This window comes from Pseudoalteromonas sp. S558, from assembly GCF_005886635.1.
Classification (GTDB): Bacteria; Pseudomonadota; Gammaproteobacteria; order Enterobacterales; family Alteromonadaceae; genus Pseudoalteromonas; species Pseudoalteromonas aliena.
This window is the reverse complement of the sequence record NZ_PNDU01000089.1, coordinates 23419-46603: the sequence shown is the minus strand read 5'-3', so window position 1 is coordinate 46603 and position 23185 is coordinate 23419. Positions and strand designations below refer to the sequence as shown.

23 protein-coding genes and 1 pseudogene are annotated in these 23185 nt (G+C 38.8%); 2 read left to right on the top strand and 22 right to left on the bottom strand.

Annotated features, from left to right (window positions below):
- Positions 1-608 precede the first annotated feature (608 nt).
- From CWB66_RS07465 to mioC, 18 genes and pseudogenes are all read right to left on the bottom strand, one after another.
- Positions 609-1097, bottom strand: a pseudogene (locus CWB66_RS07465) (choice-of-anchor I domain-containing protein); the annotation flags it as partial.
- Positions 1098-1171: 74 nt separating this feature from the next.
- On the bottom strand, positions 1172-1777 hold the full coding sequence (locus CWB66_RS22635; protein ID WP_252371721.1) for a DUF1240 domain-containing protein: 606 nt from the start codon (positions 1775-1777) through the stop codon (positions 1172-1174).
- Complete coding sequence (locus CWB66_RS22630) at positions 1774-2685, bottom strand: hypothetical protein (RefSeq protein WP_252371720.1); 912 nt, start codon at positions 2683-2685, stop codon at positions 1774-1776. The genes CWB66_RS22635 and CWB66_RS22630 overlap by 4 nt, the downstream gene beginning before the upstream one ends.
- 115 nt (positions 2686-2800) lie before the next feature.
- Positions 2801-4159, bottom strand: a complete 1359-nt coding sequence (glmU, locus tag CWB66_RS07450) for a bifunctional UDP-N-acetylglucosamine diphosphorylase/glucosamine-1-phosphate N-acetyltransferase GlmU (RefSeq protein WP_138584865.1) — start codon at positions 4157-4159, stop codon at positions 2801-2803.
- 311 nt (positions 4160-4470) lie between these two features.
- A complete protein-coding gene (locus CWB66_RS07445) occupies positions 4471-4893 on the bottom strand; it encodes a F0F1 ATP synthase subunit epsilon (protein ID WP_077536550.1) in 423 nt (140 codons plus the stop codon).
- Positions 4894-4906: 13 nt separating this feature from the next.
- Positions 4907-6292 carry a F0F1 ATP synthase subunit beta gene (gene atpD, locus CWB66_RS07440; protein ID WP_024611288.1) on the bottom strand — a complete coding sequence of 462 codons (1386 nt, stop codon included), beginning with the start codon at positions 6290-6292 and terminating at the stop codon, positions 4907-4909.
- A gap of 33 nt (positions 6293-6325) precedes the next feature.
- The gene (gene atpG / locus CWB66_RS07435) at positions 6326-7186 is read right to left on the bottom strand and encodes a F0F1 ATP synthase subunit gamma (protein ID WP_138584864.1); all 861 of its coding nucleotides are present in this window, start codon (positions 7184-7186) and stop codon (positions 6326-6328) included.
- Positions 7187-7246: 60 nt separating this feature from the next.
- A complete protein-coding gene (gene atpA / locus CWB66_RS07430) occupies positions 7247-8788 on the bottom strand; it encodes a F0F1 ATP synthase subunit alpha (protein ID WP_138584863.1) in 1542 nt (513 codons plus the stop codon).
- Between the two features lie 14 nt (positions 8789-8802).
- Positions 8803-9336, bottom strand: coding sequence for a F0F1 ATP synthase subunit delta (atpH, locus tag CWB66_RS07425; RefSeq protein ID WP_077536547.1), 534 nt, complete (start codon positions 9334-9336; stop codon positions 8803-8805).
- 16 nt (positions 9337-9352) lie between these two features.
- Positions 9353-9823: a F0F1 ATP synthase subunit B gene (atpF, locus tag CWB66_RS07420; protein ID WP_077536546.1), complete on the bottom strand. Its 471-nt coding sequence runs from the start codon at positions 9821-9823 to the stop codon at positions 9353-9355.
- Between the two features lie 41 nt (positions 9824-9864).
- The gene (gene atpE, locus CWB66_RS07415) at positions 9865-10098 is read right to left on the bottom strand and encodes a F0F1 ATP synthase subunit C (RefSeq protein ID WP_004335261.1); all 234 of its coding nucleotides are present in this window, start codon (positions 10096-10098) and stop codon (positions 9865-9867) included.
- 61 nt (positions 10099-10159) lie between these two features.
- A complete protein-coding gene (gene atpB, locus CWB66_RS07410; RefSeq protein ID WP_077536545.1) occupies positions 10160-11017 on the bottom strand; it encodes a F0F1 ATP synthase subunit A in 858 nt (285 codons plus the stop codon).
- Between the two features lie 15 nt (positions 11018-11032).
- Positions 11033-11413: an ATP synthase subunit I gene (locus tag CWB66_RS07405; RefSeq protein WP_077536544.1), complete on the bottom strand. Its 381-nt coding sequence runs from the start codon at positions 11411-11413 to the stop codon at positions 11033-11035.
- A gap of 142 nt (positions 11414-11555) precedes the next feature.
- Positions 11556-12482 carry a ParB/RepB/Spo0J family partition protein gene (locus tag CWB66_RS07400; protein ID WP_077536543.1) on the bottom strand — a complete coding sequence of 309 codons (927 nt, stop codon included), beginning with the start codon at positions 12480-12482 and terminating at the stop codon, positions 11556-11558.
- Positions 12483-12502: 20 nt separating this feature from the next.
- Positions 12503-13288 carry a ParA family protein gene (locus tag CWB66_RS07395; protein ID WP_004335235.1) on the bottom strand — a complete coding sequence of 262 codons (786 nt, stop codon included), beginning with the start codon at positions 13286-13288 and terminating at the stop codon, positions 12503-12505.
- Positions 13289-13302: 14 nt separating this feature from the next.
- Positions 13303-13923 carry a 16S rRNA (guanine(527)-N(7))-methyltransferase RsmG gene (rsmG, locus tag CWB66_RS07390; RefSeq protein ID WP_138584862.1) on the bottom strand — a complete coding sequence of 207 codons (621 nt, stop codon included), beginning with the start codon at positions 13921-13923 and terminating at the stop codon, positions 13303-13305.
- Between the two features lie 15 nt (positions 13924-13938).
- The gene (gene mnmG / locus CWB66_RS07385; RefSeq protein WP_077536540.1) at positions 13939-15828 is read right to left on the bottom strand and encodes a tRNA uridine-5-carboxymethylaminomethyl(34) synthesis enzyme MnmG; all 1890 of its coding nucleotides are present in this window, start codon (positions 15826-15828) and stop codon (positions 13939-13941) included.
- A 428-nt stretch (positions 15829-16256) separates the two neighbouring features.
- Complete coding sequence (gene mioC, locus CWB66_RS07380; RefSeq protein ID WP_077536539.1) at positions 16257-16706, bottom strand: FMN-binding protein MioC; 450 nt, start codon at positions 16704-16706, stop codon at positions 16257-16259.
- A gap of 1059 nt (positions 16707-17765) precedes the next feature.
- Here mioC and CWB66_RS07375 point away from each other — a divergent pair.
- Together CWB66_RS07375 and CWB66_RS07370 are read left to right on the top strand one after the other, a co-directional pair.
- Positions 17766-18551: a hypothetical protein gene (locus CWB66_RS07375; RefSeq protein ID WP_138584861.1), complete on the top strand. Its 786-nt coding sequence runs from the start codon at positions 17766-17768 to the stop codon at positions 18549-18551.
- Entirely contained in the window at positions 18548-19144 is a 597-nt protein-coding gene (locus CWB66_RS07370) for a DUF1240 domain-containing protein (protein ID WP_138584860.1), read from the top strand. The genes CWB66_RS07375 and CWB66_RS07370 overlap by 4 nt, the downstream gene beginning before the upstream one ends.
- Before the next feature lie 43 nt (positions 19145-19187).
- Here the strand turns inward: CWB66_RS07370 and mnmE are convergent, their stop codons facing one another.
- The 4 genes from mnmE to rnpA all read right to left on the bottom strand — a co-directional run bounded on the left by mnmE (position 19188) and on the right by rnpA (position 23182).
- The gene (gene mnmE, locus CWB66_RS07365; protein ID WP_077538909.1) at positions 19188-20552 is read right to left on the bottom strand and encodes a tRNA uridine-5-carboxymethylaminomethyl(34) synthesis GTPase MnmE; all 1365 of its coding nucleotides are present in this window, start codon (positions 20550-20552) and stop codon (positions 19188-19190) included.
- Between the two features lie 165 nt (positions 20553-20717).
- Complete coding sequence (gene yidC / locus CWB66_RS07360) at positions 20718-22352, bottom strand: membrane protein insertase YidC (RefSeq protein WP_138584859.1); 1635 nt, start codon at positions 22350-22352, stop codon at positions 20718-20720.
- Between the two features lie 8 nt (positions 22353-22360).
- Positions 22361-22630, bottom strand: coding sequence for a membrane protein insertion efficiency factor YidD (gene yidD, locus CWB66_RS07355; protein ID WP_077536537.1), 270 nt, complete (start codon positions 22628-22630; stop codon positions 22361-22363).
- A 129-nt stretch (positions 22631-22759) separates the two neighbouring features.
- Complete coding sequence (gene rnpA, locus CWB66_RS07350; protein WP_077536536.1) at positions 22760-23182, bottom strand: ribonuclease P protein component; 423 nt, start codon at positions 23180-23182, stop codon at positions 22760-22762.
- Positions 23183-23185 lie beyond the last annotated feature (3 nt).

Sequence of the window (23185 nt, the reverse complement as noted above, 5' to 3'; positions counted from 1 at the left end):
CGACAGATCAATGAATTCTGAATTTATTTTAATATCTTTCGATATTGAATTGACTGTGCCGAATAATTACCGAAATAACTATTCTGTTGGTCACTCAGTTTTCAATTGAGACTCTAATTTGTTTGCCTCGTTACTTGCTCAATAAAGAACGAAGTAGGTTGGCTGTTAGAACTCAATCTGTACGAGTGCCCACACAGATGATTGCTTTATATTGTTAAAGAACGTTTTGAGTCGCTTTAGCGTCTCAAGGGATGCGAATAATACATCCTTTATTTTTCGAGTCAACACTTTTTTTAAACTTTCTTTTTAGAAGATTTAAACCGAAGTTTTATTTAACTCTCTGAGTAGTTCGTGCCTTGCTATGCTTCGGCGTTTCCCGTCTCAGTGGGGTCGCATTATAGGGAGATTCGAGCGGGGGTCAATGTTTTATTTCAGCTTTTTGACAATTAAATGAATTTAGTATGAAAGCTATACAAATAAAGGGCTACAGGATACTTTTAGTTTAAAAAACACTCATAATTTATGTATCAATTGATGATGTATTAGTAAGGTTTAAACTAAGCTGTATGTTAAACAAACAACACACAGCTTTATTTAAAATTAAAGATTTATTTAGATGCTATTTCCCATACGGCAATAGAGCCTGATATTTCATTTCCAACGATTAAGAGTGGATTTCCTGTTGTACTTTGCTCTGCTGAAACGAATACCATTCCTTCAGGTGCTAAATCGCCTGTAATATTCGCTCCTTTAATTAAGCCTCTATTATAGAAGTAGTCTTCAAATTGCACATTGTATGGATTAGTAATGTCGTAAGCCATAATACCGCCCATACGTTCTAATCCAATAAAAGCAAATGTACGATCGTCCATTTTACCAATAGCCAGCGCTTCAGGCTCTGCGCCTTTATCATCTGAACGTGTGTCACCTTTGTTTTCGTCTTCATCATTATTAAATGACTCACTATGCACAGATGCGGTTATACGTGCTATATGATCACCTGAATCAAAAACCACCAGCCCATTGCTACCCCTAATAGTAAATGAACGTGCACCATAAGCATAAAGTGATTCGTATTGGCCGTCGTTATTCGAGTTGTAGCTAGGCAATAAAAAAGCGAGTATAAAACTCACTTTTTTGTGGGGGTTAGCTTATTTAATCAAACTTGCCGCTACATATTGTTGATATAACCATTGCGGCTTTTTCTAGTTTCTTTTATAAACTCTTTTAGCTCATCGACAGAAGGTTCGATACTTTGCTGATTTTTCTTCTCAAACCAATCGGCTATATCACTGATTATGACAGAGCCATCTTGTAAGCATAACTCATCGTTTTTTAACCATACATCAGGAGCACGGAATGAAGGCGCTGTATACCAACTGCAAAAACTATAGCCACGCTTTTCTATACTTGATTCTATATAGGTATTAAATGGTATAATTCCAAAAGCCAAAAATAAACAACCGTAAATACCGCTTTGAATGGCTCGTTTTATAGATAACTTAAAACTAAATTTAAACAAAAATTGAATTGCTGCCATAGCAAAATAAAACCAAAACGGAATTAAGGATATTAGCAAAACTTTGCCACTGCTTTCTTTAAAGTAAAACGGGTCTTCGCTGCTCATAAAAAGTAATTTATATTCATAATAAAAATTAATACAGATTAGGTAAATAATTACTAAAATAATCAACAACAATAGAATTTTAGAAAAAACTTCATTCTTGCGAGCCTCTTCGTATTGGGGCTCTAGTTCTCTCCAAATTAAGAACTTCACTTGCGAGGAGCCTCATTAAAAGTAGGTATGGAAAAAATTTTCTTCATAAAATCAACAGGGCTTTCTTTATAAGATTCCTCTAATTGCTGTATTTGATTATTAATTATAATTTTTTTATCTATAATATTTTTTTCAGCGATTCGAAGGCTTTTAACAACATAATCCACGTATGCTGTAGTATCTGAAAAAATCCAAGCAAATAGAAACCCTACGGATACAACGATAATTAAAGGAGCTATAGCAATACCTGCAATTAAAGTCCCACCCATGGCGATTATAGCAGAGCTTGTAGCAATAGCGGCACCAACTACTGCCATGTCGACCGCAATACCTGCAACTAAGTCATGCCATGTTTTTTGATCGCTTAAAGCAAAGTCTACTGCATGAAAGGTCACTGAAATTGCTAGAGTGAGCACAAATCCCCCTTTCATTGCTTTGGCAGCCTCAAGCTTACCGACACCTATAGTAAAAACCTTAGGGTTACTTGCTAAATAACGAGTACCCGTTAAATGAGCTCTGATACCAGGGTAAGAAGTCATTATAATAGCGGGGGAACCATTATAAACTTTAATTTTAAACTTACCGAAAACATTACCTTGGCGCTGCATTGCAGCCGCTATAATGGCTAATGCCTTTATATCATCAAATAAAGGATAGAGCCCACCTCCAGTCTTTAATGGATCTTTAATTCGCTTCCATTGGCTTGATACCGAGTTATACTCTTCCAACAAATCATCAAGCCAATCGACTACTTCAGAACGAGATTTACCTTGCTTCATCTTTACAGAAATAATGTAATCTACAAACTCTGCTGAGTTCATTTGAATAAGAGTGTGGTTATTACCTGATAGAATGCTTTTTATTTGGCGTTGTCTTTCGGCAATTGCGCGGCGAGCATGAGCTGACATATAACACTTCCTTGAGTATATTTTAATCCATTATTTTATAGTCTACTTAATCAAGAAAATTTAGGCAATAAAAAAGCGAGTATAAAACTCGCTATTAGAATAAGGTATTGATTTATTAATTTTTAACTGGGCGTTTCCAACCCGTTAAATTACGCTGTTTAGAGCGTGCTATTGCTAGTTGATCATCTTCAACAGTACTGGTGATCACAGAGCCTGCACCAATTGTTGCAGTTGCACCTATATTTACAGGGGCAACGAGTGATGAATTAGAGCCAATAAAGGCATTATCGCCAATAATAGTTTTTGCTTTATTAACACCATCGTAGTTACAGGTAATAGTGCCAGCGCCAATATTCACTTTTTCGCCAATTTCAGCATCACCTAAATAACTTAAGTGGTTGGCTTTAGAGCCTTTACCTAATCGGGTTTTTTTCATCTCTACAAAGTTACCAATGTGCGAGTCTTCTTCCATTACAGCGCCAGGGCGAAGGCGAGCATAAGGACCCAGCGTACATTTATCAGCAACTGTGGCATCTTCAATCAGTGTATTAGCTTTAATGACAACGTTATCGCCAATACTACAATTTTTAAGGACGCAGTTTGGACCTATTTGTACATTGTTACCAAGCGTGACAGTGCCTTCAAAAATAACGTTTATATCAATTAATACGTCTTCGCCTGTTTTAACATCGCCACGTACATCTATACGCGCAGGATCAGCAAGTGTAGCACCATTTAACATTAGCTCTTGCGCTTGCCATGCTTGGTAAGCACGCTCAAGACCAGCAAGTTGTACGCGGTTATTTGCGCCCTCAACTTCCATTGCATGGTCTGGCTGAGCTGAAGTAATTTCTACGCCTTCACTGTGAGCCATTGCAACGATATCTGTTAAGTAGTACTCGCCTTGTGCATTATTGTTAGATAAGTTACCTAACCATGTTTTTAATAGCTTACCGTTAACAGCCATAATGCCTGTATTTACTTCGGTAATAAGTAACTGCTCTGGGCTTGCATCTTTTTGCTCAACAATACCAACAAGCTTGCCATTTTCACGCAGCATACGGCCGTAACCATTTGGGTTAACCAAATTAACTGTTAATACCGCTAAACCATTTTTAGGTGTTGCAGCTAATAAGCGCTCAAGCGTTGATTGCTTTGTAAGTGGTACATCGCCGTATAAAACAAGTACTGTGTCGTCGTCATTAATGTGTGGGTTAGCTTGAGCTACTGCGTGGCCAGTACCAAGTTGCTCTGCTTGGAGTACCCAATTTACATTGTTATCGGCAAGTTGTTGTTGTAATAGTTCGCCGCCGTGTCCGTAAACTAAGTTTGTAGTTGTTGCACCTAATGCCATCGCATTATCAATAACGTGCTGCACCATTGGTTTACCTGCAACGTTGTGCAAAACTTTAGGTAGAGCAGAACGCATGCGAGTACCTTTACCCGCAGCAAGAATAACAGTTGTTAGAGCCATTAAAACAATTTCCTTTTTTCGTTGTTTTAGCTTAATAGAATAAGTGTGCTGCAAAGTAGATTACGTAAGTCACATCATGTGCACATACTCAGCGTGTAAACTAACACCGCACACTGAATCTAAGCTGAAACTACAAATAGCTTTATTATTGCCATATTGTAACGGGGATTAGATAAGGATATAAGTGATAAAGCATAGATATTAGAAAGATAGGTCTATTATTTAACATTTATAAAAGAGTCCTATTAAATGCCTAAATTACAGGCACAAAAAAGCCCACATAAAGTGGGCTTTTAACAAACCGGATAGGCTTACTTGTGACGTAACTGCTGAATTACGCGTAACTGCGCAATTGCTTCTGCAAGCTGTACGGCTGCATGTTGATAATCCAACTCTGTTGCAGACGTTTTTGTCATTTGCTCTTCAGCTTCACGTTTAGCTTTTTGCGCAGAGTCTTCATCTAAATCTTCACCACGAACTGCAGTATCTGCAAGAATCGTAATGCGATTAGGTTGAACCTCTAACGTACCGCCAGCAACATACATCACGTCTTCGTGACCAAATTGCTTAACTAAACGTACCATACCAGGTTTAAGGGCAGTTAGTAATGGAGCGTGGCCTAGGTTTACACCTAGCTCGCCTTCACTACCAGATACTTGAATCGATTCAACAAGACCAGAAAATAAACTCTGCTCAGCGCTTACTACGTCAAGATGTACAGTCATAGCTGTCATACTACCCTCCTATTTACATGCCTTTGGCTTTTTCTTGAGCTTCTTCGATAGAGCCAACCATGTAGAACGCTTGCTCTGGAAGGTCATCAAACTCGCCGTTTAAAATACCTTTAAAGCCAGCAATTGTATCTTTTAGTGATACGTATTTACCCGACGCGCCTGTAAACACCTCTGCCACGAAGAACGGCTGAGATAGGAAACGTTGGATTTTACGCGCACGAGATACAAGTTGCTTATCTTCGTCAGAAAGCTCGTCCATACCTAGGATTGCAATGATGTCTTTAAGTTCTTTGTAACGCTGAAGAACTGTTTGAACGCCACGTGCTGTATCGTAGTGCTCTTGACCAATTACTTGTGGGTCAAGTTGACGTGAAGATGAATCAAGTGGATCTACCGCTGGGTAAATACCAAGTGATGCGATATCACGTGAAAGTACTACAGTTGCATCTAAGTGAGCAAAGGTCGTTGCTGGAGATGGATCTGTTAAATCATCCGCAGGTACGTATACCGCTTGGATTGATGTAATTGAACCCGTCTTAGTTGAAGCGATACGCTCTTGAAGCACACCCATTTCTTCAGCAAGTGTAGGCTGGTAACCTACCGCTGATGGCATACGCCCAAGTAGTGCAGATACTTCTGTACCAGCAAGTGTGTAACGGTAGATATTATCTACGAAGAAAAGTACATCGCGACCTTCGTCACGGAACTTTTCAGCCATAGTAAGACCTGTTAACGCTACGCGTAAACGGTTACCTGGAGGCTCGTTCATCTGACCGTATACAAGCGATACTTTATCAAGTACGTTTGAATCGTTCATCTCATGGTAGAAATCGTTACCCTCACGTGTACGCTCACCAACACCTGCGAATACTGAGTAGCCGCTGTGCTCGATTGCGATGTTACGGATAAGTTCCATCATGTTTACAGTTTTACCAACACCGGCACCACCGAATAAACCAACTTTACCACCTTTAGCAAATGGACATACAAGGTCGATAACCTTGATACCAGTTTCTAAAAGTTCAACTGAACTTGATTGCTCTTCGTATGAAGGCGCTGCACGGTGAATAGACATACGGTCTTCTTCGCCGATTGGACCCGCTTCATCAATTGGCTCACCAAGTACGTTCATGATACGACCAAGCGTTGCTTTACCAACTGGAACTTGAATCGATTCACCTGTATTCATAACTAAAGCACTACGACGTAAACCGTCTGTAGTACCCATAGCGATAGTACGCACTACACCGCCACCTAGCTGCTGCTGGACTTCTAAAGTCAAGCCCGCTAAGTCGCCATCTGTTACTCTTAGTGCGTGATATACCGCTGGCACGCTATCTTGTGGAAATTCAATATCCACAACGGCGCCGATAATTTGGACGACCTTACCTAAACTCATGTCTATTCCTCTCGTTAATCTTTACCCGAAGCATTAAACTGCTGCTGAGCCAGAACAAATCTCACTAATTTCTTGTGTGATTGCTGCTTGGCGAGCCTTGTTATAAACAAGCTGTAGCTCATCCATAAGGTCACCTGCGTTATCAGTTGCAGCTTTCATTGCAACCATACGAGCAGCCTGTTCAGAGGCAGCATTTTCTACCACACCTTGGTATGCTTGAGACTCAATAAAGCGTACTAACAAAGACTCTAAAATAGCCTCTGGGTTTGGCTCATATAAGTAATCCCATGTGTGGGCAGATACTTCTTCTTCAGCTTTTGGCAAAGGGAGTAACTGATCTATAATTGGCTCTTGCTTCATGGTATTAACGAACTTGTTATATACCAAGAATAAACGGTCTATTTTGCCTTCAGAAAATGCATCAAGCATTATTTTTACAGGACCTATAACGTCTTGTACTGAAGGTTTATCTCCTAGGCCCGCTTTTTTAGCGAGTAGTTGACCACCAAAACGTTGAAAGAAGCCGGCTGCTTTACTACCTAAAGTAGCAAATTCAGCGTTAACACCTTTTTCTTTCCACGCTTTAACATCAAGTGCAACTTTCTTAAACTCGTTTGAGTTTAAGCCGCCACACAGACCACGGTCTGTAGAGATAACAATATAACCAACTCGTTTTACTTCACGTTCTTTCAAGAACGGGTGAGTAAAATCAAGATTTGCTTGAGCAACACGACCAATTACTTCACGTAATTTGTCAGCGTATGGACGGCTTGAAGCAACGCGTTCTTGCGCCCTTTTCATTTTAGACGCAGCAACCATTTCCATTGCGCTAGTGATCTTTTGAGTATTTTTAATACTCCCGATCTTGCTTTTAATCTCTTTTCCGCTGGCCATGACTCTCTCTCCGAATCAAGGTGTGCTTTAGAAAACTAAAGCGCACCATTAATAACTAAATTACCAAGTTTGCGTAGACTTGAACTTCTCTAGAAGTTCTTTAAGCTGCGCTTCGATCTCGGCATTTAAGTTACCTGTTTCATTGATTTGAGCCACAAGCTCTGCGTATGTGCTAGTTGCGTAAGAAAGTAAAGCTTCTTCAAAGTCACCGATTTTCGCGATTTCGATATCTTGAAGGAAGCCTTTTTCAGCAGCAAATAGCGACAAAGACATTTCAGCAACAGACATTGGCGCGTACTGCTTCTGCTTCATTAGCTCTGTTACACGCTCACCATGCTCAAGTTGAGCACGAGTTGCATCATCAAGGTCAGACGCGAACTGCGAGAACGCAGCTAATTCACGGTACTGAGCTAGGGCTAGACGAATACCGCCACCTAGTTTCTTAACGATTTTAGTTTGTGCAGCACCACCAACACGCGATACCGAGATACCAGCATTTACTGCCGGACGGATACCTGAGTTGAATAAGTCAGTTTCTAAGAAAATCTGACCATCGGTGATAGAGATAACGTTAGTCGGTACGAACGCAGAAACGTCGCCGCCTTGAGTTTCAATGATTGGCAATGCCGTCAATGAACCTGTTTTACCTTTCACTTCACCATTGGTGAACTTTTCAACGTACTCAGCGTTTACACGCGATGCACGCTCTAAAAGACGAGAGTGAAGGTAGAATACGTCACCTGGGTATGCTTCACGGCCTGGTGGACGCTTAAGTAGTAATGAAATTTGACGGTAAGCAACTGCTTGCTTAGACAAATCATCATATACGATTAACGCGTTTTCACCACGGTCACGGAAGTATTCACCCATAGTACAGCCCGCGAACGGTGCTAAGTACTGAAGTGCCGCAGATTCAGAAGCAGATGCAACAACTACGATAGTATTTGCTAGTGCACCATGCTCTTCTAATTTACGTACTACGTTAGCAATAGTAGATGCTTTTTGACCAATCGCTACGTACACACACTTAACGCCTGTGTCTTTTTGATTGATGATTGCATCGATTGCTAGTGCAGTTTTACCTGTTTGGCGATCCCCAATGATAAGTTCACGTTGACCACGACCAACTGGAATCATCGCATCAATAGATTTATAACCAGTTTGAACTGGCTCATCTACAGATTTACGCTCGATTACACCTGGTGCAATTTTTTCTACAGGTTCAAACCCGTCGTTATCTAAAGCGCCTTTACCATCGATTGGTGCACCTAGTGTGTTTACAACACGACCAAGTAGACCAGGACCAACAGGAACTTCTAAGATACGACCAGTTGTATATACTTTTACGCCTTCAGTAAGGTCAGCGTAAGGACCCATTACTACTGCACCAATTGAGTCGCGCTCAAGGTTTAGTGCGATAGCATAACGGCTGCCTGGAAGCTCAATCATTTCACCTTGCATACAGTCAGCTAGACCGTGGATGCGGATGATACCGTCAGTAACAGATACAATAGTACCTTCGTTACGAGCTTCACTTACAACTTCGAACTTCTCAATACGTTGTTTGATTAGTTCTGAAATTTCAGTGGAATTAAGTTGCATGCTCTTTTTCCCAATTACGATTGTAGTGTTGTGGCTAAGCGATTTAATTTACCGCGTAAAGAGCCGTCGATTACAGTGTCACCCGCCTTAATAATAAGGCCGCCAACAACTGTAGCGTCTTCACTACAATTCAGCTTAACTTTGCGTGCGAAACGTTTTTCAAGTGCCGCTACCAATGACTCCTGCTGCGTTGCAGCAAGAGGTGTTGCCGAAATCACGTCTACTTCGATTTCTTTGTCGTATTCTGCTTTAAATTCAGCAAATAACTGTGCAACTGCAGGTAGTGCTATCAAACGTCCATTTTCAGCCATCACCTTAACTAGGTTTTGACCTTGTTCGTTGAGCTGCTCTGCACAAATGCTGATAAATAATTCAGCTTGTGCATGAGCAGTAGGCAATCCAGATAGAATGGCTGATGCTTGTTCATCACCGGCAACGTGGCCAGCAAAGAACAACATGTCATTCCAACTTTCTATAGTGCCTTTTTCAACGGCAAGTTCAAAAGCCGCTTTAGCGTATGGGCGAGCGATAGTAGTCAATTCAGACATGCTCATACCCTCCTAATTACAGCTCAGCGACAAGTTTTTCAACGATGTCACTATGTGCGGCTTGATTAATTTCACGCTCTAAAATACGTTCTGCGCCAATCACTGCAAGAGTTGCTACTTGCTTACGTAGCTCTTCTGTTACACGATTACGCTCAGACTCAACTTCAGAGTGCCCTTGAGCAATGATATTTTCACGCTCTTGCTGTCCACGAACTGTTTCTTCGTCAACAATTAGCACTGCACGCTTTTTAGCTTGATCAATGATATCAGCCGCTTGAGCTTTTGCATCTTTAAGCTGTTCAGCAGCTTTCTTTTGCGCAAGTTCTAAGTCTTTTTCGGCTCTATCAGAGGCAGCTAAACCATCTTCGATTTTTTTCTGGCGAGCTTCAATTGCACCGTTTAGTGGTGGCCATACGTATTTCATACAAAATAATACGAACACCGTAAACGCAATCAATTCACCGATAAGAGTGGCGTTTAAATTCACAACCGCTCCTCCTTAAATAGTAAGCTGTTCAAAAAATAAAATTAAAGTACGAACAACAATACCATAGCGATACCAACACCAATCATTGCTACAGCATCGATTAGACCAGCAAGAATAAACATCTTAACTTGTAGCGAAGGTGCAAGCTCAGGTTGACGCGCACATGCTTCAAGGAATTTACCGCCCATGTTACCAAAACCGATTGCTGTGCCGATTGCACCAAAACCGATTAGTAAAGCTACTGCGATGTACTTAAGACCTAATACTAGTTCCATTTTTTTCTCCAAAGTTTCAATTGTAAAGTTAAAAGTAAAAGTAAAATTGTAAATATAAAAATTAGTGATTATCTGAGCTTGCCATGCTTAGGTATACGATTGTTAGCATCATAAATACGAATGCTTGCAATACAATGACTAAGATATGGAATACAGCCCAAACAAAATGCAATGGTAATTGCATAAATCCGATAGCGCCGATCAATATGAAAATCAATTCACCCGCATATAAGTTACCAAACAAACGTAGCGCTAATGAAAACGGTTTAGAAACCAGCGCAATCAGTTCAAGTAATAAGTTAAATGGGATTAAAAGGATTTGTAGTGCCATATTATTTGAGCTAAACGGGTGAAGCGTTAACTCTTTAATAAACCCGCCAATGCCTTTTATTTTAATAGAGTAACCAATCATTAAAATAAATACACCTAGCGCTAGCGCTGCAGTCAAATTGATATCTGTAGTAGGTACAACTTTCATGTACACGTCATGTGAATCCATACCAAATGCAGTCTCACCAACAAAGCCAGCAAGTGCAGGTAAGAAATCAACTGGGATTAAATCCATCAAGTTCATTAAAAATATCCAAACGAATATCGTTAATGCTAATGGTGCAATAAGCTTGCTTTTACCATGGAAAGTATCGCGTACGTTGTCGCCAACAAACTCTACGACCATTTCAATAAAACATTGAAATTTTCCAGGTACACCTAGTGTTGATTTTTTAGCGGCACTACGGAAGATCCATAAAAATATAAGACCTAAACCGATTGACCACGCGAGGGTATCTATATGCCATGTCCAGAATCCACTGTCCGTACATGCTTTATTGAAGGCGAGACCTGTATCGGTCGAGCACATCTTAGCATTGGTCAAATGGTGCTGGATATGGCCAGATAGAGTAACTTCTTCTGCTGCCATGTTATATCCCAAAAGTTAATGTTTAAAAAAAACGGGTGCAAACAATCCAGTAAATAACGCCAGTACATAACTACTAAAAAAAGGTAATAAAATTACCGGAAAATGCTTTAGTACTAGCGCAAACAATACGATTGTTAGCATAAATTTTAATCCGTTGCCGCGTTTTAACGAAGCATACGCTTGATCTGCTTTACTTGCTCCCATATATCTAAATGCATAGAGCGCAAATACAAAATGTGGAAGTACTGCTACAGCGCCACCAGCGAGTGATGAAAGTGCGGCATTGACTCCCGAACTAAAAAAAATAATTACAGCAGCAATTAATGCTACAACTCCCTGAAGACAAATTAACTTTAATGCGGCAAGTCGATATGGACTTGCTAACTTATTAGTCACTGTTAGTTAACCTTTATGGCGTTCTAATTGTTAGGGTGTTAAAACTGGCGAAATTATACTTAATCCTGCCAGTTTTGCAACTTGAGTAGACGGTTTGTAACACAAAATAGCTACAAATGTCTCTTTTCAGACATGTAATAAATTAATGGTGGGTATTGTCGTGATTGATACGGTTTAAAATGCCGTCTAACTCATCTAAATTTGTATATGAAATAACCAGCTTGCCTTTGCCTTTTTTGTTGTAGTTAATTTCTACTTTGGCACCAAGGTTTTCAGCGAGTTGTTGCTCTAACTGCTTAACATCTGGATCTTTTTCAATGACTTCTTTAGCTGGTATCGGCTCTAAAATTGAGCGTACTAGCTTTTCTGTTTCACGAACAGTGAGCGCTTTAGCTACGGCTAAACGAGCAGCATCGGATTGTGCTTCACCCTCAAGGGCTAATAAGCAACGCGCATGACCCATTTCGATATCACCATGCTCTAACAAAATTTTCACATCACCGTTTAAATTATTTAAGCGTAATAAATTAGTGACTGTGGTGCGTGATTTACCAACGGCATCAGCTACTTGCTGATGTGTTAATTCAAATTCATTAAGTAAGCGATTTAACGCAACGGCTTCCTCCATTGCATTTAAGTCTTCACGCTGAATATTTTCTATTAGTGCAATAGCAACGGCTGCTTCATCTGGTACATCTTTAATAATACAAGGTACCGTTTCAAGCTTTGCTATTTGCGCTGCGCGCCAACGACGCTCACCCGCTATGATTTCAAAACTATTGTGGGCAACAGGGCGTACAACTATTGGTTGAATTATCCCTTGTGAGCGAATAGAACTAGCAAGCTCCTCTAACGCTTCTTCAGACATGTCTTTACGAGGTTGATATTTACCTGAGTGTAAAAACTCAATAGGGAGTTTTTGTAATTCACTGTTATTGGGTCCAGCTGCATTTTGCACAGCTTCGGTCACATTTGATGTGTCTTGTTCCTTGCTTTCGATTGGTGCAGGCTTTGACGAACTTAAAAGTGCGTCGAGTCCTCGGCCTAAACCTCGTTTTTTAGCAGACATGTTATTTTTTTACCTCAAAGTTAGGCGACAACTGACGCTGTTTTTTCTTTTCTGCGCAGCATTTCACCAGCAAGTGCTAAATAGGCTTTAGCGCCACTTGATGCCCGGTCATAATACATAGCAGGAGTACCAAAACTTGGGGCTTCCGCTAAGCGAACATTACGTGGGATCACCGTGCGATATACTTTATCGCCAAAATGTTGTTTTAATTGTTCTGATACATCATTTGCTAAACGATTGCGTGGATCATACATAGTACGAAGTATGCCTTCAATTTGTAAGCTAGGATTCACTAACTTAGCAAGTTGCGTAATCGTATCCATTAATGCTGTTAGTCCTTCGAGCGCATAATACTCACACTGCATAGGTACTAAAATAGAATCGGCTGCTGCCATGGCGTTAACCGTTAGCATATTTAGAGAAGGGGGACAGTCGATAAAAATAAATTCGTACTGATCCTGAATTTTTTCAAGCGCGTTACGCAAACGCACTTCACGAGCAAATAATTCCATAAGCTTAACTTCTGCAGCGGTTACGTCACCATTTGCAGCAATCATATGATATTCGCCCGACGTTTCTTTGATGATTACGTCTTCTATAGGTTTATCTTCAATTAGCAAATCGTAAATAGTTGGCACATCGCCATACTTATCCACGCCACTACCCATAGTCGCATTACCTTGCGGATCGAGATCAATTAACAGCACTTTACGTTTCGTTGCAGCCATGGACGCAGCGAGATTAACAGCGGTTGTAGTTTTACCCACTCCACCTTTTTGATTTGCTAATGCGATGACTTTTGCCACGGTGTCTCTGATCCCTAGTCTTTAGAAAGAATAATTAAATGTCGTTGTGCATCTAACTTAGGTACTTCTAATGCAATTTTTTGCTCAAACTTAACGCCAGCGGGTAATGACTCTAGCTCTTCGCTAGGGAATACACCCTTAAGGGCTATAAATTTACCCGAATGATCAATTAAGTGCGAACACCAGTCAACCATATCTTGTAATGAAGCAAATGCACGACTGAGTACGCCATCTAATTTAACACTTGGTTGATATTCTTCAACTCTTGACTGCACAGGGGTGACGTTATCGAGTCCAAGTTCATGTTTAACATGCATTAAAAATCGTATACGTTTGCCCAAGCTATCTAATAACACAAAATGTGTATCCGGTAATGCAATCGCTAATACGATACCCGGTAAACCAGGTCCTGTTCCAACATCAATATAATGATGACCGGGTAAATGAGGCGCAACAACTAAGCTATCCATAATATGCTTAATCATCATTTCTTCTGGTAAGCGTACTGAGGTTAAATTATAAGCTTTGTTCCACTTATTCAGTAACTCGACGTAACGAACTAGCTGTTGCTGTTGTTTTTCTGTTAGCGCAATATCAGTTTGCGCTAACAATGTAGTTAATTGTTGCTGTAACACTATGTACCCTTACTGTTACGCAGATTTGCGTAATAAGCCTTGCTTCTTCAGATACACTAATAATAGCGAAATCGCCGCTGGGGTGATACCAGAAATACGCGATGCTTGACCAATAGTGTCAGGACGCGACTCAACAAGCTTTGCAACTACCTCATTTGATAAACCAGATACGGTTTTATAATCAAACTCTTTTGGTAAAATTGTTTGCTCATGACGAAGTTGTTTATTGATCTCATCTTGTTGACGCGCAATGTAACCGGCGTACTTAGTATGGATCTCAACTTGTTCAAGTGCGGCTTTGTTTGTAAATTCAGATCCTAATCCATCAATAGCCATAAGATCGTTATAGCGAATCTCAGGACGGCGAAGTAATTCTTCTAAACTAGCTTCACGAGTAAGCGGTGTTTTTAGTAATGCATTAACTTGATCAATAACATTATGATCTTTGTGGATCCATGTATCTTTAATACGCTGTTTCTCTTTTTCGATCACTTCTATTTTTTCATTAAAAGCCTGCCAGCGTTCGTCATTAACAAGTCCTAGCTCACGGCCTTTTTCAGTTAAACGAATATCAGCATTATCTTCACGAAGTAATAAACGGTATTCGGCACGGCTTGTAAACATACGGTACGGTTCTTTCGTACCCAGTGTTGCCAAATCGTCGATTAAAACACCCACGTAAGCTTCATCACGGCGTGGAGTCCAAGAATCTTTACCTTGCACTTTTAGCGCCGCATTCATACCTGCAATTAAGCCTTGTGCACCGGCTTCTTCATAGCCGGTAGTACCGTTAATTTGACCCGCAAAAAATAAGCCTTCAATAAATTTAGTTTCTAAAGACTGTTTTAAATCACGTGGATCAAAGTAATCGTATTCAATAGCGTAACCAGGACGACAAATATGTGCGTTTTCAAAACCTGTAATTGATTGCACTATTTCTAATTGCACGTCAAACGGTAAACTTGTTGAAATACCGTTAGGGTATAGCTCATAAGAGGTTAAGCCTTCTGGCTCAACAAAAATTTGATGTTTGTCTTTATCTGCAAAACGAACAATTTTATCTTCAATTGATGGGCAGTAGCGTGGGCCAATCCCTTCAATAACACCTGAGTACATTGGTGAACGATGTAAATTTTTACGAATTACATCATGTGTTTTTTCGTTTGTGTAAGTGATGTAACACGGTATTTGTTGTGGGTGATCTGATTGTTTACCCATAAATGAAAATACAGGTGTTGGTGTATCACCAGGCTGTGCTTCCATTTTTGTAAAATCAACAGTACGGGCATCAATACGCGGCGGTGTACCTGTTTTTAAACGATCCACTCTAAAAGGATGCTCGCGTAAACGTTCAGCCAATGCAATTGATGGAGGATCGCCAGCACGGCCACCTTTGTAATTTTCTAAACCTATGTGTATTTGGCCACCTAAAAAAGTACCTACGGTTAGCACCACACTCGGTGCACTAAAACGTAAACCCATTTGAGTTACTACGCCAGTGACACGATCGTTTTCAACAATAAGATCATCACATGATTGTTGAAAAATTTTAAGGTTATCTTGGTTTTGTAATGTTGTTTGAATTGCCGCTTTGTACAAAGCACGATCTGCTTGTGCTCGAGTTGCACGAACAGCAGGTCCTTTTGAAGAATTCAGTGTACGAAATTGGATCCCGCCTTTGTCAATAGCTTGTGCCATTGCACCACCAAGCGCGTCAATTTCTTTTACCAAATGACCTTTGCCTATCCCACCAATTGCTGGATTACAAGACATTTGACCAAGGGTATCCATATTGTGAGTCAGTAGCAGGGTATTCATCCCCATTCGGGCAGCTGCTAATGCGGCTTCAGTGCCAGCATGTCCACCACCTACTACGATAACGTCAAAATTTTCGTGAAAAATCATTAATGGGGTCCTACTTAAATCAAACCGGTAAACTTCAAAAGGGAGCGTATTCTACCTAGAAATTAGCAGAAGATAAATGATTAAACAGTGGGCAAGATCTAAGTATGTGATCTCTAATAATATAAAGGATCTTTTAAAGAGATCTTTAATTACTATTACTACTACTGATCGGCTTTTCTGTTGATAAGGTTTAGATCTTCATTTAAAACATGAAATTAGATCGGATCTAAAGGTGTTAATATGATCGGATCATCCAGCAAATAAGCTCTGATCAAAAAGGCACTTTATGCACAGGGCTGAATCAGTTAGATCTTATCCAATGGATAAGCATGCTTTAAAAAGCAGTTTATTCAATCTTTATCCACAAAATCTATTAAATTATTAGTAAATTGTGGGTAACTTTATATATAACTTTTCACTTGATCTATCTATTTTAAGCCTGTTTGAGCTATCCAAGAGTCTATCCATGCTAATGCAGTATCTTCTGGTAGTGGTTCATCAAGAATATTAAGCTCTAAACGCTCTGCTACTTTCATAGCCCCTTTTTGAGTTAATAATGCATCTATATTACGTCCAGCAAGGTTATAAGTGTCATAACTGGTGTCGCCCAAAGCGATTACTGAATATTTTAAATGAGATAAATCATTTGCTTGTGTCAGATCTTCCACAAAACTAATAAGGTTTTCAGGGTAATCACCCGCACCATACGTTGATGTACAGATTAGCCAAATAGTATTTTGCTGATCAATATTATTAAACTCAGGTTGATCATGCAGTTGACTCGTAATACCTCGATTATTAAGTTCATCGTTTAATTGCTCTGCAACATACTCGGCTGATCCCATTTGGCTGCCAACAATAAGATTTACTGAACTCATGAATATTAGTGATCACATTAGTTTTAATTGTTGCCTATGATAACCGAGTGAGTATAACAGTAAAGTTAAGAGTGTTATTTTGTATAACTATTTTTGTAGTAATTTTACACTGCTTTTTTAGAGAGCCTTTAACTTATTGATAATTAATAGATTAACAAATTATCTTTAAATGTAATCTTCTTATCAAGTTGTTGATAAGGTTGGGGGAAGCTATGTTTAAAGTGATTTTTAGGTTGTTTTATATTCGCTAAGCTATTGATATTACTTATTAGTCAAAAACTGAATTGCAAATTTTTCGATCGAAAATACATGTTGATCATAATGTGGATATAAAGCCTGTTGATAACCTCAAAGACAGATCAAAAATAATTTTAAAAAATGATCTAATAGAGCAGATCTAATGAAATTAATAAAAAATAAGCTTATAAACAGGTAAATTTTAATTGATCGCGAGTTTTTTGCGGCTGATTTACCTTGTTTTGGTATTTATTTGAGCAAAAAAGCTGGCTTTGTGGATAAGTGATCTGGATATTTTTAATTTAATGTAGGTTTAGAGCCGTTATTTTTAGTGAATGGGCTGGGTAAAGCTGTTTTATTACAATATTTTCGATTTTAATATGTTTGTATTATTTTACTAAGAATGAAATATTTATTCTTTTTAGAACAGTAATCAAGTTAATTTTTTGCCTTAAAGGCAAGAAATTTTGAAAATAAACCGGATAACTTTGGTAAAAACATAAGCTCTGAGCCATAAATAAAAGCAATAATTTCGTTTGATTAGTAAGCTGTTTAATCGCTATAGAGTTCACTTAGAATATAATTCTCCCTATGGATTGGGTATTCGATAATGCTTTAGTTTTTTATTAATTAGTACTACTATATTTTTTATCATCAAAAATATAGTAGTACTAATTAATAAGGAGATTAGATTATGTCAGTTTATGCTCGTAAAGCTATAGCACAAAAGAGGCGTGTGAAAAAAATTGAACATGAGATAAAAAATGCTGGAAGTTATACTTTTATACAAATGAATTCTTAGATTTTTATGTTCACTCTAAGTTGAAACAAGGAAAAACGAGAACTCAAATTGCTGATGAAATGCATATTTTATTGGAAATAAAAAATAGCTTACCTATAAATTGGGTCGCCATATACAATTGGATAAAAAAAATTATCTTACAAGTTCCATTAATAGGAGATGTAAAAGCCCTAGCTTTTTTAGCTGCTGACTTAAGTAATAAAGGTGGAATTCTATCAAAATATAGAGTTAAAGTTTATTCAGGCTCTCCTACTCTAATAATGGAAGTTACACCTTCTCTTAAAAGTCATTTAACAGGTACTTTATATCTAGCGAAAAACCCCAAAATTTTTACAGTTGGTTTAGGTTACCAAGCAGCTAAAAGTGCTTTAAAAGGTGGAGTTGTTTTTACTTTATTAGCTTCTCCAGTGTTCCGATTTATAGATCAAATGTTGGAAGACCGTCTAACATGGCATCATTTTGTTGGTGGAGTTGCTGTTGATTTAACTATTGCCCTAGCCTCTGTTGGAGCTTCTGTTATGGCATTAGCGGCAGGTGCTGTTTTAGTTGGAACTACTATTGCAGCTGTCCCTCTGTTAGTCGTGGTATTAGTTGGGGGAGCTATTGGTATTACAGCTACATTTTTCTTTGAGGATGAGCTTAATCATCTAGTTGAGAAAATAGCACAATTCTTAATTAAGTATGAAAGTGAATTACTAAAGAAAATTAGCAGAAGAACTTTTACTTCTCCTGAGAAGCAACCACTTGAAAACCTAAAAAATATGAAGGGGTTATTTGGAATTCCTGACTTCGGAGATGTATTTTGAAATCTCATGAAGTTGTTTTTCACCCAGAAGATAGCTTATTTAAAAAAGCTATCTTTTATACCCTTTTTACTTTCCTTACATTGTTTTTTCTTTTTCTAGTATATTTATTTTTTAATGAAGCCTTAAAGTTAATTCAGACTATAAATGATATAAGTGAAGGGAAAATTTATTTTTTGAAGCAAAAGGGAAAAGCTTTTGGCTTTATTTGCTTTATCCCACTTTTATTTATACTTGCATATATGTTTGCTCATGGGATATTTAATAGACGTCCAAGTAAAAAAATACTAGGGCTAGTAATTAAAGTGGCTGTATTTTGTAGTTTTTTAGGTATACCTACGATGATTATTTCTAGTATATCAATGGCTAATTATTTTCATAATGAAGGGTTTGTAAATTGTACTTCCTACTCACCAGGGATGTCCTTAGATTTCTATGTATACGATGAGCAGTTTTGTAATGAGGAAGGTGTTGTTATTAGCTATAAAATTAAAAAATGGCTGTTAGAACAAAATGGACAAGGTGAGCCTAGTTTGGAGGAGTTTAATAAAGTGATTTCACTTTATTTATCTGAATATTATGAACTATTTAATTAAAGGGGCTAAATAAAATTTACCCCCTTTAAGTTTTAACTTTTAATTATTTACCGATACAAAACGAGCTAAATATTTTGCCAAGTAAGTCGTCTGAAGTAAATTCACCTGTAATTTCGTTTAAATACTGCTGTGTTAAACGAAGTTCTTCAGCCAGTATTTCACCGGCAATGTGCATTTCTAATTGCGTTTTACCTGTATCTAAATGATACGCAGCACTTTCTAGTGCATCTAGATGACGGCGGCGCGCCATAAAGCCGCCTTCAGTTGCGCCCTGAAAACCTATACAGGCCTTTAAATGCTCGCGAACGAGTTCAATACCGTCAGCATTTTTGGCGCTTAAGCTGATAACCGGGTATTGTTGCTCTTGCTCCATACCGACTATATCGCCCGACAAATCAGCTTTATTTCTGATGACCGTAACGCCCATACCTTCAGGTAATTTTGCCATAAATTCAGGCCAAATTTTGTGCGGGTCAGTATCTATCGTATCGGTGCCATCAAGCATAAATAAAACCCGATCGGCTTGGTTTATTTCATCCCAAGCACGTTCAATACCTATTTGCTCTACGCGATCGGGGCTTTCCCGTAGGCCTGCGGTATCTATAATATGCAGTGGCATACCATCTATATGTATATGCTCTCGTAGTACGTCGCGAGTGGTACCGGCTATTTCTGTTACGATTGCGGCTTCACGACCAGCTAGGGCATTGAGTAAGCTTGATTTACCCGCATTAGGGCGACCTGCAATTACAACACGCATACCTTCGCGCATGATGCTGCCTTGTTTAGCTTGATTGGTTACGGTATTGAGCTGATTTATAATGGCATCTAAATCACCAGATACTTTACCGTCAGATAAAAAATCAATTTCTTCATCAGGAAAATCAATTGCCGCTTCTACGTACATACGTAAGTGAATTACTTTTTCAACGAGTGTTTCTATGTGCTTAGAAAATTCACCTTGCAGCGACTGTAGGGCGCTTTTAGCGGCTTGTTCGCTCGTGGCATTAATTAAGTCGGCGATGGCTTCTGCTTGTGTTAAATCAAGCTTGTCGTTCATAAATGCACGCTCAGAAAACTCACCTGGCTTTGCTAAACGAACGCCGTCTATTTTACTAATTTCTTTAAGTAACATATCCAGTACTACAGGACCGCCGTGGCCTTGTAATTCAAGTACGTCTTCGCCAGTAAATGAGTTAGGGCCTGCAAAGTAAATGGCAATACCTTGATCAAGCTGTTCGCCAGTAAGGCTTTTAAATGGCACATAATCGGCGTAGCGAACTTTAGGTATTTTACCTACCACTTTTTCGGCAACACTTTTAGCAAGGCTACCTGAAACGCGAATAATACCAACACCACCACGTCCGGGGGCAGTTGCTTGTGCTGCAATTGTATCTTGATTGATCATGCTATTAATTTGCCAACGATGAGTAACTTTATGGCGGTATTGTAACCTATGAAATAAACACTCGCGAATACTCTGGTGAAAAACAGGCAATAAAAAAGGCGACCGAAGTCGCCTTTATATGAGTAATATACCCAAACCATCTTGATGTGGCTTGGGTATAGGCAATTAGCCTCTTACTTTAATTCCTTTCTTTTCCATGCCACGGTAGATGATTAGCATCTGGACAATAGAAATAAGGTTAGACACTAACCAGTAAAGAACCAAACCCGATGGGAACCATAAGAAAAATACAGAGAAGATAACCGGCATAAAGGTCATCATTTTTTGCTGCATTGGATCTGTCACCGTCATAGGTTGTAGTTTTTGCGTCACAAACATACTCAAACCAAATAAGATTGGTAGTACGTAGTATGGGTCTTTCGCAGAAAGGTCAGTTAACCAAAAAATAAATTCAGCATGGCGAAGTTCAGTAGACTCTAAGAATACGTAGAACAAGGCTAAGAAAATTGGCATTTGTAGCAAAATAGGGAAACAGCCACCCATAGGGTTCACTTTTTCTTTTTTGTACATTTCCATAGTTGCTTGGCCGAATTTTTGACGGTCATCACCAAACTTTTCTTTAAGGGCTGCCATTTTAGGCTGTAGGGCACGCATTTTTGCCATTGAAGTGTATTGCGCTTTGGTAAGTGGGTACATTAACGATTTAACGATAATAGTGATGGCAATAATGGCTACACCCCAGTTACCTAAAATGCTGTGTAACCATTTTAGCAATACAAATAAAGGCTGCGAAATAAACCATAACCAACCGTAGTCTACAGTTAAATCTAGGTCTGAGTGAATCGCTTCAAGAATATCTGATTCTTTCGGACCCATATAATAAATAGCAGTTAGTGTTTGCTCACTACCAGCTTGAATATTAACAGCTTCATCTTTAGCACCAATAATAGCGGCATTACTTTTTGTAATTAAGCTATAAATTGTATTTGATTGATCCTGCATTGGCACCCAAGCACTTACAAAGTAATGTTGTATAAAGGCAACATAACCACCTTGGGTGTTTTTGTTTAGGTTTTTATCAGCCATATCTGAAAAACTATATTTTTCGTAAGGTTCTTCATCAGTACCGTATGCAGCGCCTAAATAGTTTTGATCAACCATGCTGCCTTTTTCTTGTACTGTGCGCTTAATTTGCGTGTATAGCTGTACTTGAAGCGGTGCGCTGGTGGTGTTGTTAATTTTGTATTCTAGACCAACATCGTATTGACCTTTTTTGAATACATACGTTTTAGTAAAGTTAACACCATTACTATCAGTAAACTGAAGTGGAACGCGAAGCTCATCACCTGTTAAGGTATATGATTTTTGTTCGGTACTGTAAGTAGGGCGACCATTCGCTGATGCGTCAGGGCCATTTAAACCAATTAAGCCACTTTGTGAAAAGTATTGATTACCATCAAACTCACCAAGCAACATATAAGGCGTGTTACTTCCTTTGGTGTCTTCATATTGAAGAAGGTCTGTTTCAACAATGTCACCGCCTTTGGTGTCAATTTTAACTTTAAAAACGTCAGTTGTAATTTCAATAACTGAACGTTTAGCTAAAGTTGCTGAAGTAGGTAATTCTGAATCTGATGATGAAGGAATATAATCATCTGACTCTGGTGAATTTGCTTTTAGTGTTTGTGTTGTGGCACTTGGATCGACTTTAGGCTTGTTGTAATCATTGTCCCATTCTTGGAACAATAAAAACGACACTAGCATTAGGCCAATTAATAAAAACGTGCGTTGCGATTCCATAACAGCTCTTATTTCTCGTGTTGGTGGTTAATATATTTTTCAGGGACGGGGTCATCTCCGCCTGAATGTAAAGGATGGCATTTTAATATGCGCTTTAAAGCTAACCAACTCCCTTTTACCGATCCATGCAATTTAATTGCTTGAATAGCGTAACTAGAGCAGGTTGGATTAAAACGACAATGCGGACCTAACAGCGGGCTAATCCACTTTTGATAACCGCGGATAAATAACACTAAACAAAAAGTTGGTAAAGCAACAAGTGGTTTAAGTAACCTCATGATGTTTATGCCCCTACTTAAGTTTAGTGAGATAGATATCATGTATTTAAAGACTCAATTAGAAATTTTAAATGCATGATTAAAAGGTGAGCTAAAGATACATTAATTAACCCTGCAATTCTATTGCAATTAGGCTTGTTTATTAGATTTAGCTGATTTGTTAGGGCGTTTCTTAAAAGGTGGCGGTTTAGGTGCACCTGGTTTACAGCGTTCGTTAATTTTTCGCCATAATTTAGTAAGTTGCTTGGTTAATTCTTCATTAGACTGATCGTCAATACCATTTTTGACCATAAGCACAATATCAATATTATCGATGCTGTGTTGATTTAAACGAAAACTTTCGCGAGCGAGACGTTTAATACGGTTTCGTTGGCATGCCTTTTTTACACGTTTTTTAGCAACAGTAAGACCTAACCTAGGTTTATCTTGGTCATTCGGTTTAGCTAATAGAGTAAAGAAAGGAGTTGCAGCCCGAGCGGGTTCATTAAATATGCGAGAGTAATGCGAGGGAGTTAACAGACGTAACTCCCTGCCAAAGCTAAAGTCTTCCACTTA

Coding starts and splice junctions, on each gene's coding strand:
- CWB66_RS22630 (WP_252371720.1), bottom strand. CDS start 2,685: ATGTCAGCTCATGCTCGCCGCGCAATTGCCGAAAGACAACGCCAAATA.
- glmU (WP_138584865.1), bottom strand. CDS start 4,159: ATGGCTCTAACAACTGTTATTCTTGCTGCGGGTAAAGGTACTCGCATG.
- CWB66_RS07445 (WP_077536550.1), bottom strand. CDS start 4,893: ATGACAGCTATGACTGTACATCTTGACGTAGTAAGCGCTGAGCAGAGT.
- atpD (WP_024611288.1), bottom strand. CDS start 6,292: ATGAGTTTAGGTAAGGTCGTCCAAATTATCGGCGCCGTTGTGGATATT.
- atpG (WP_138584864.1), bottom strand. CDS start 7,186: ATGGCCAGCGGAAAAGAGATTAAAAGCAAGATCGGGAGTATTAAAAAT.
- atpA (WP_138584863.1), bottom strand. CDS start 8,788: ATGCAACTTAATTCCACTGAAATTTCAGAACTAATCAAACAACGTATT.
- atpH (WP_077536547.1), bottom strand. CDS start 9,336: ATGTCTGAATTGACTACTATCGCTCGCCCATACGCTAAAGCGGCTTTT.
- atpE (WP_004335261.1), bottom strand. CDS start 10,098: ATGGAACTAGTATTAGGTCTTAAGTACATCGCAGTAGCTTTACTAATC.
- atpB (WP_077536545.1), bottom strand. CDS start 11,017: ATGGCAGCAGAAGAAGTTACTCTATCTGGCCATATCCAGCACCATTTG.
- CWB66_RS07400 (WP_077536543.1), bottom strand. CDS start 12,482: ATGTCTGCTAAAAAACGAGGTTTAGGCCGAGGACTCGACGCACTTTTA.
- mnmG (WP_077536540.1), bottom strand. CDS start 15,828: ATGATTTTTCACGAAAATTTTGACGTTATCGTAGTAGGTGGTGGACAT.
- mioC (WP_077536539.1), bottom strand. CDS start 16,706: ATGAGTTCAGTAAATCTTATTGTTGGCAGCCAAATGGGATCAGCCGAG.
- mnmE (WP_077538909.1), bottom strand. CDS start 20,552: ATGATCAATCAAGATACAATTGCAGCACAAGCAACTGCCCCCGGACGT.
- yidC (WP_138584859.1), bottom strand. CDS start 22,352: ATGGAATCGCAACGCACGTTTTTATTAATTGGCCTAATGCTAGTGTCG.
- yidD (WP_077536537.1), bottom strand. CDS start 22,630: ATGAGGTTACTTAAACCACTTGTTGCTTTACCAACTTTTTGTTTAGTG.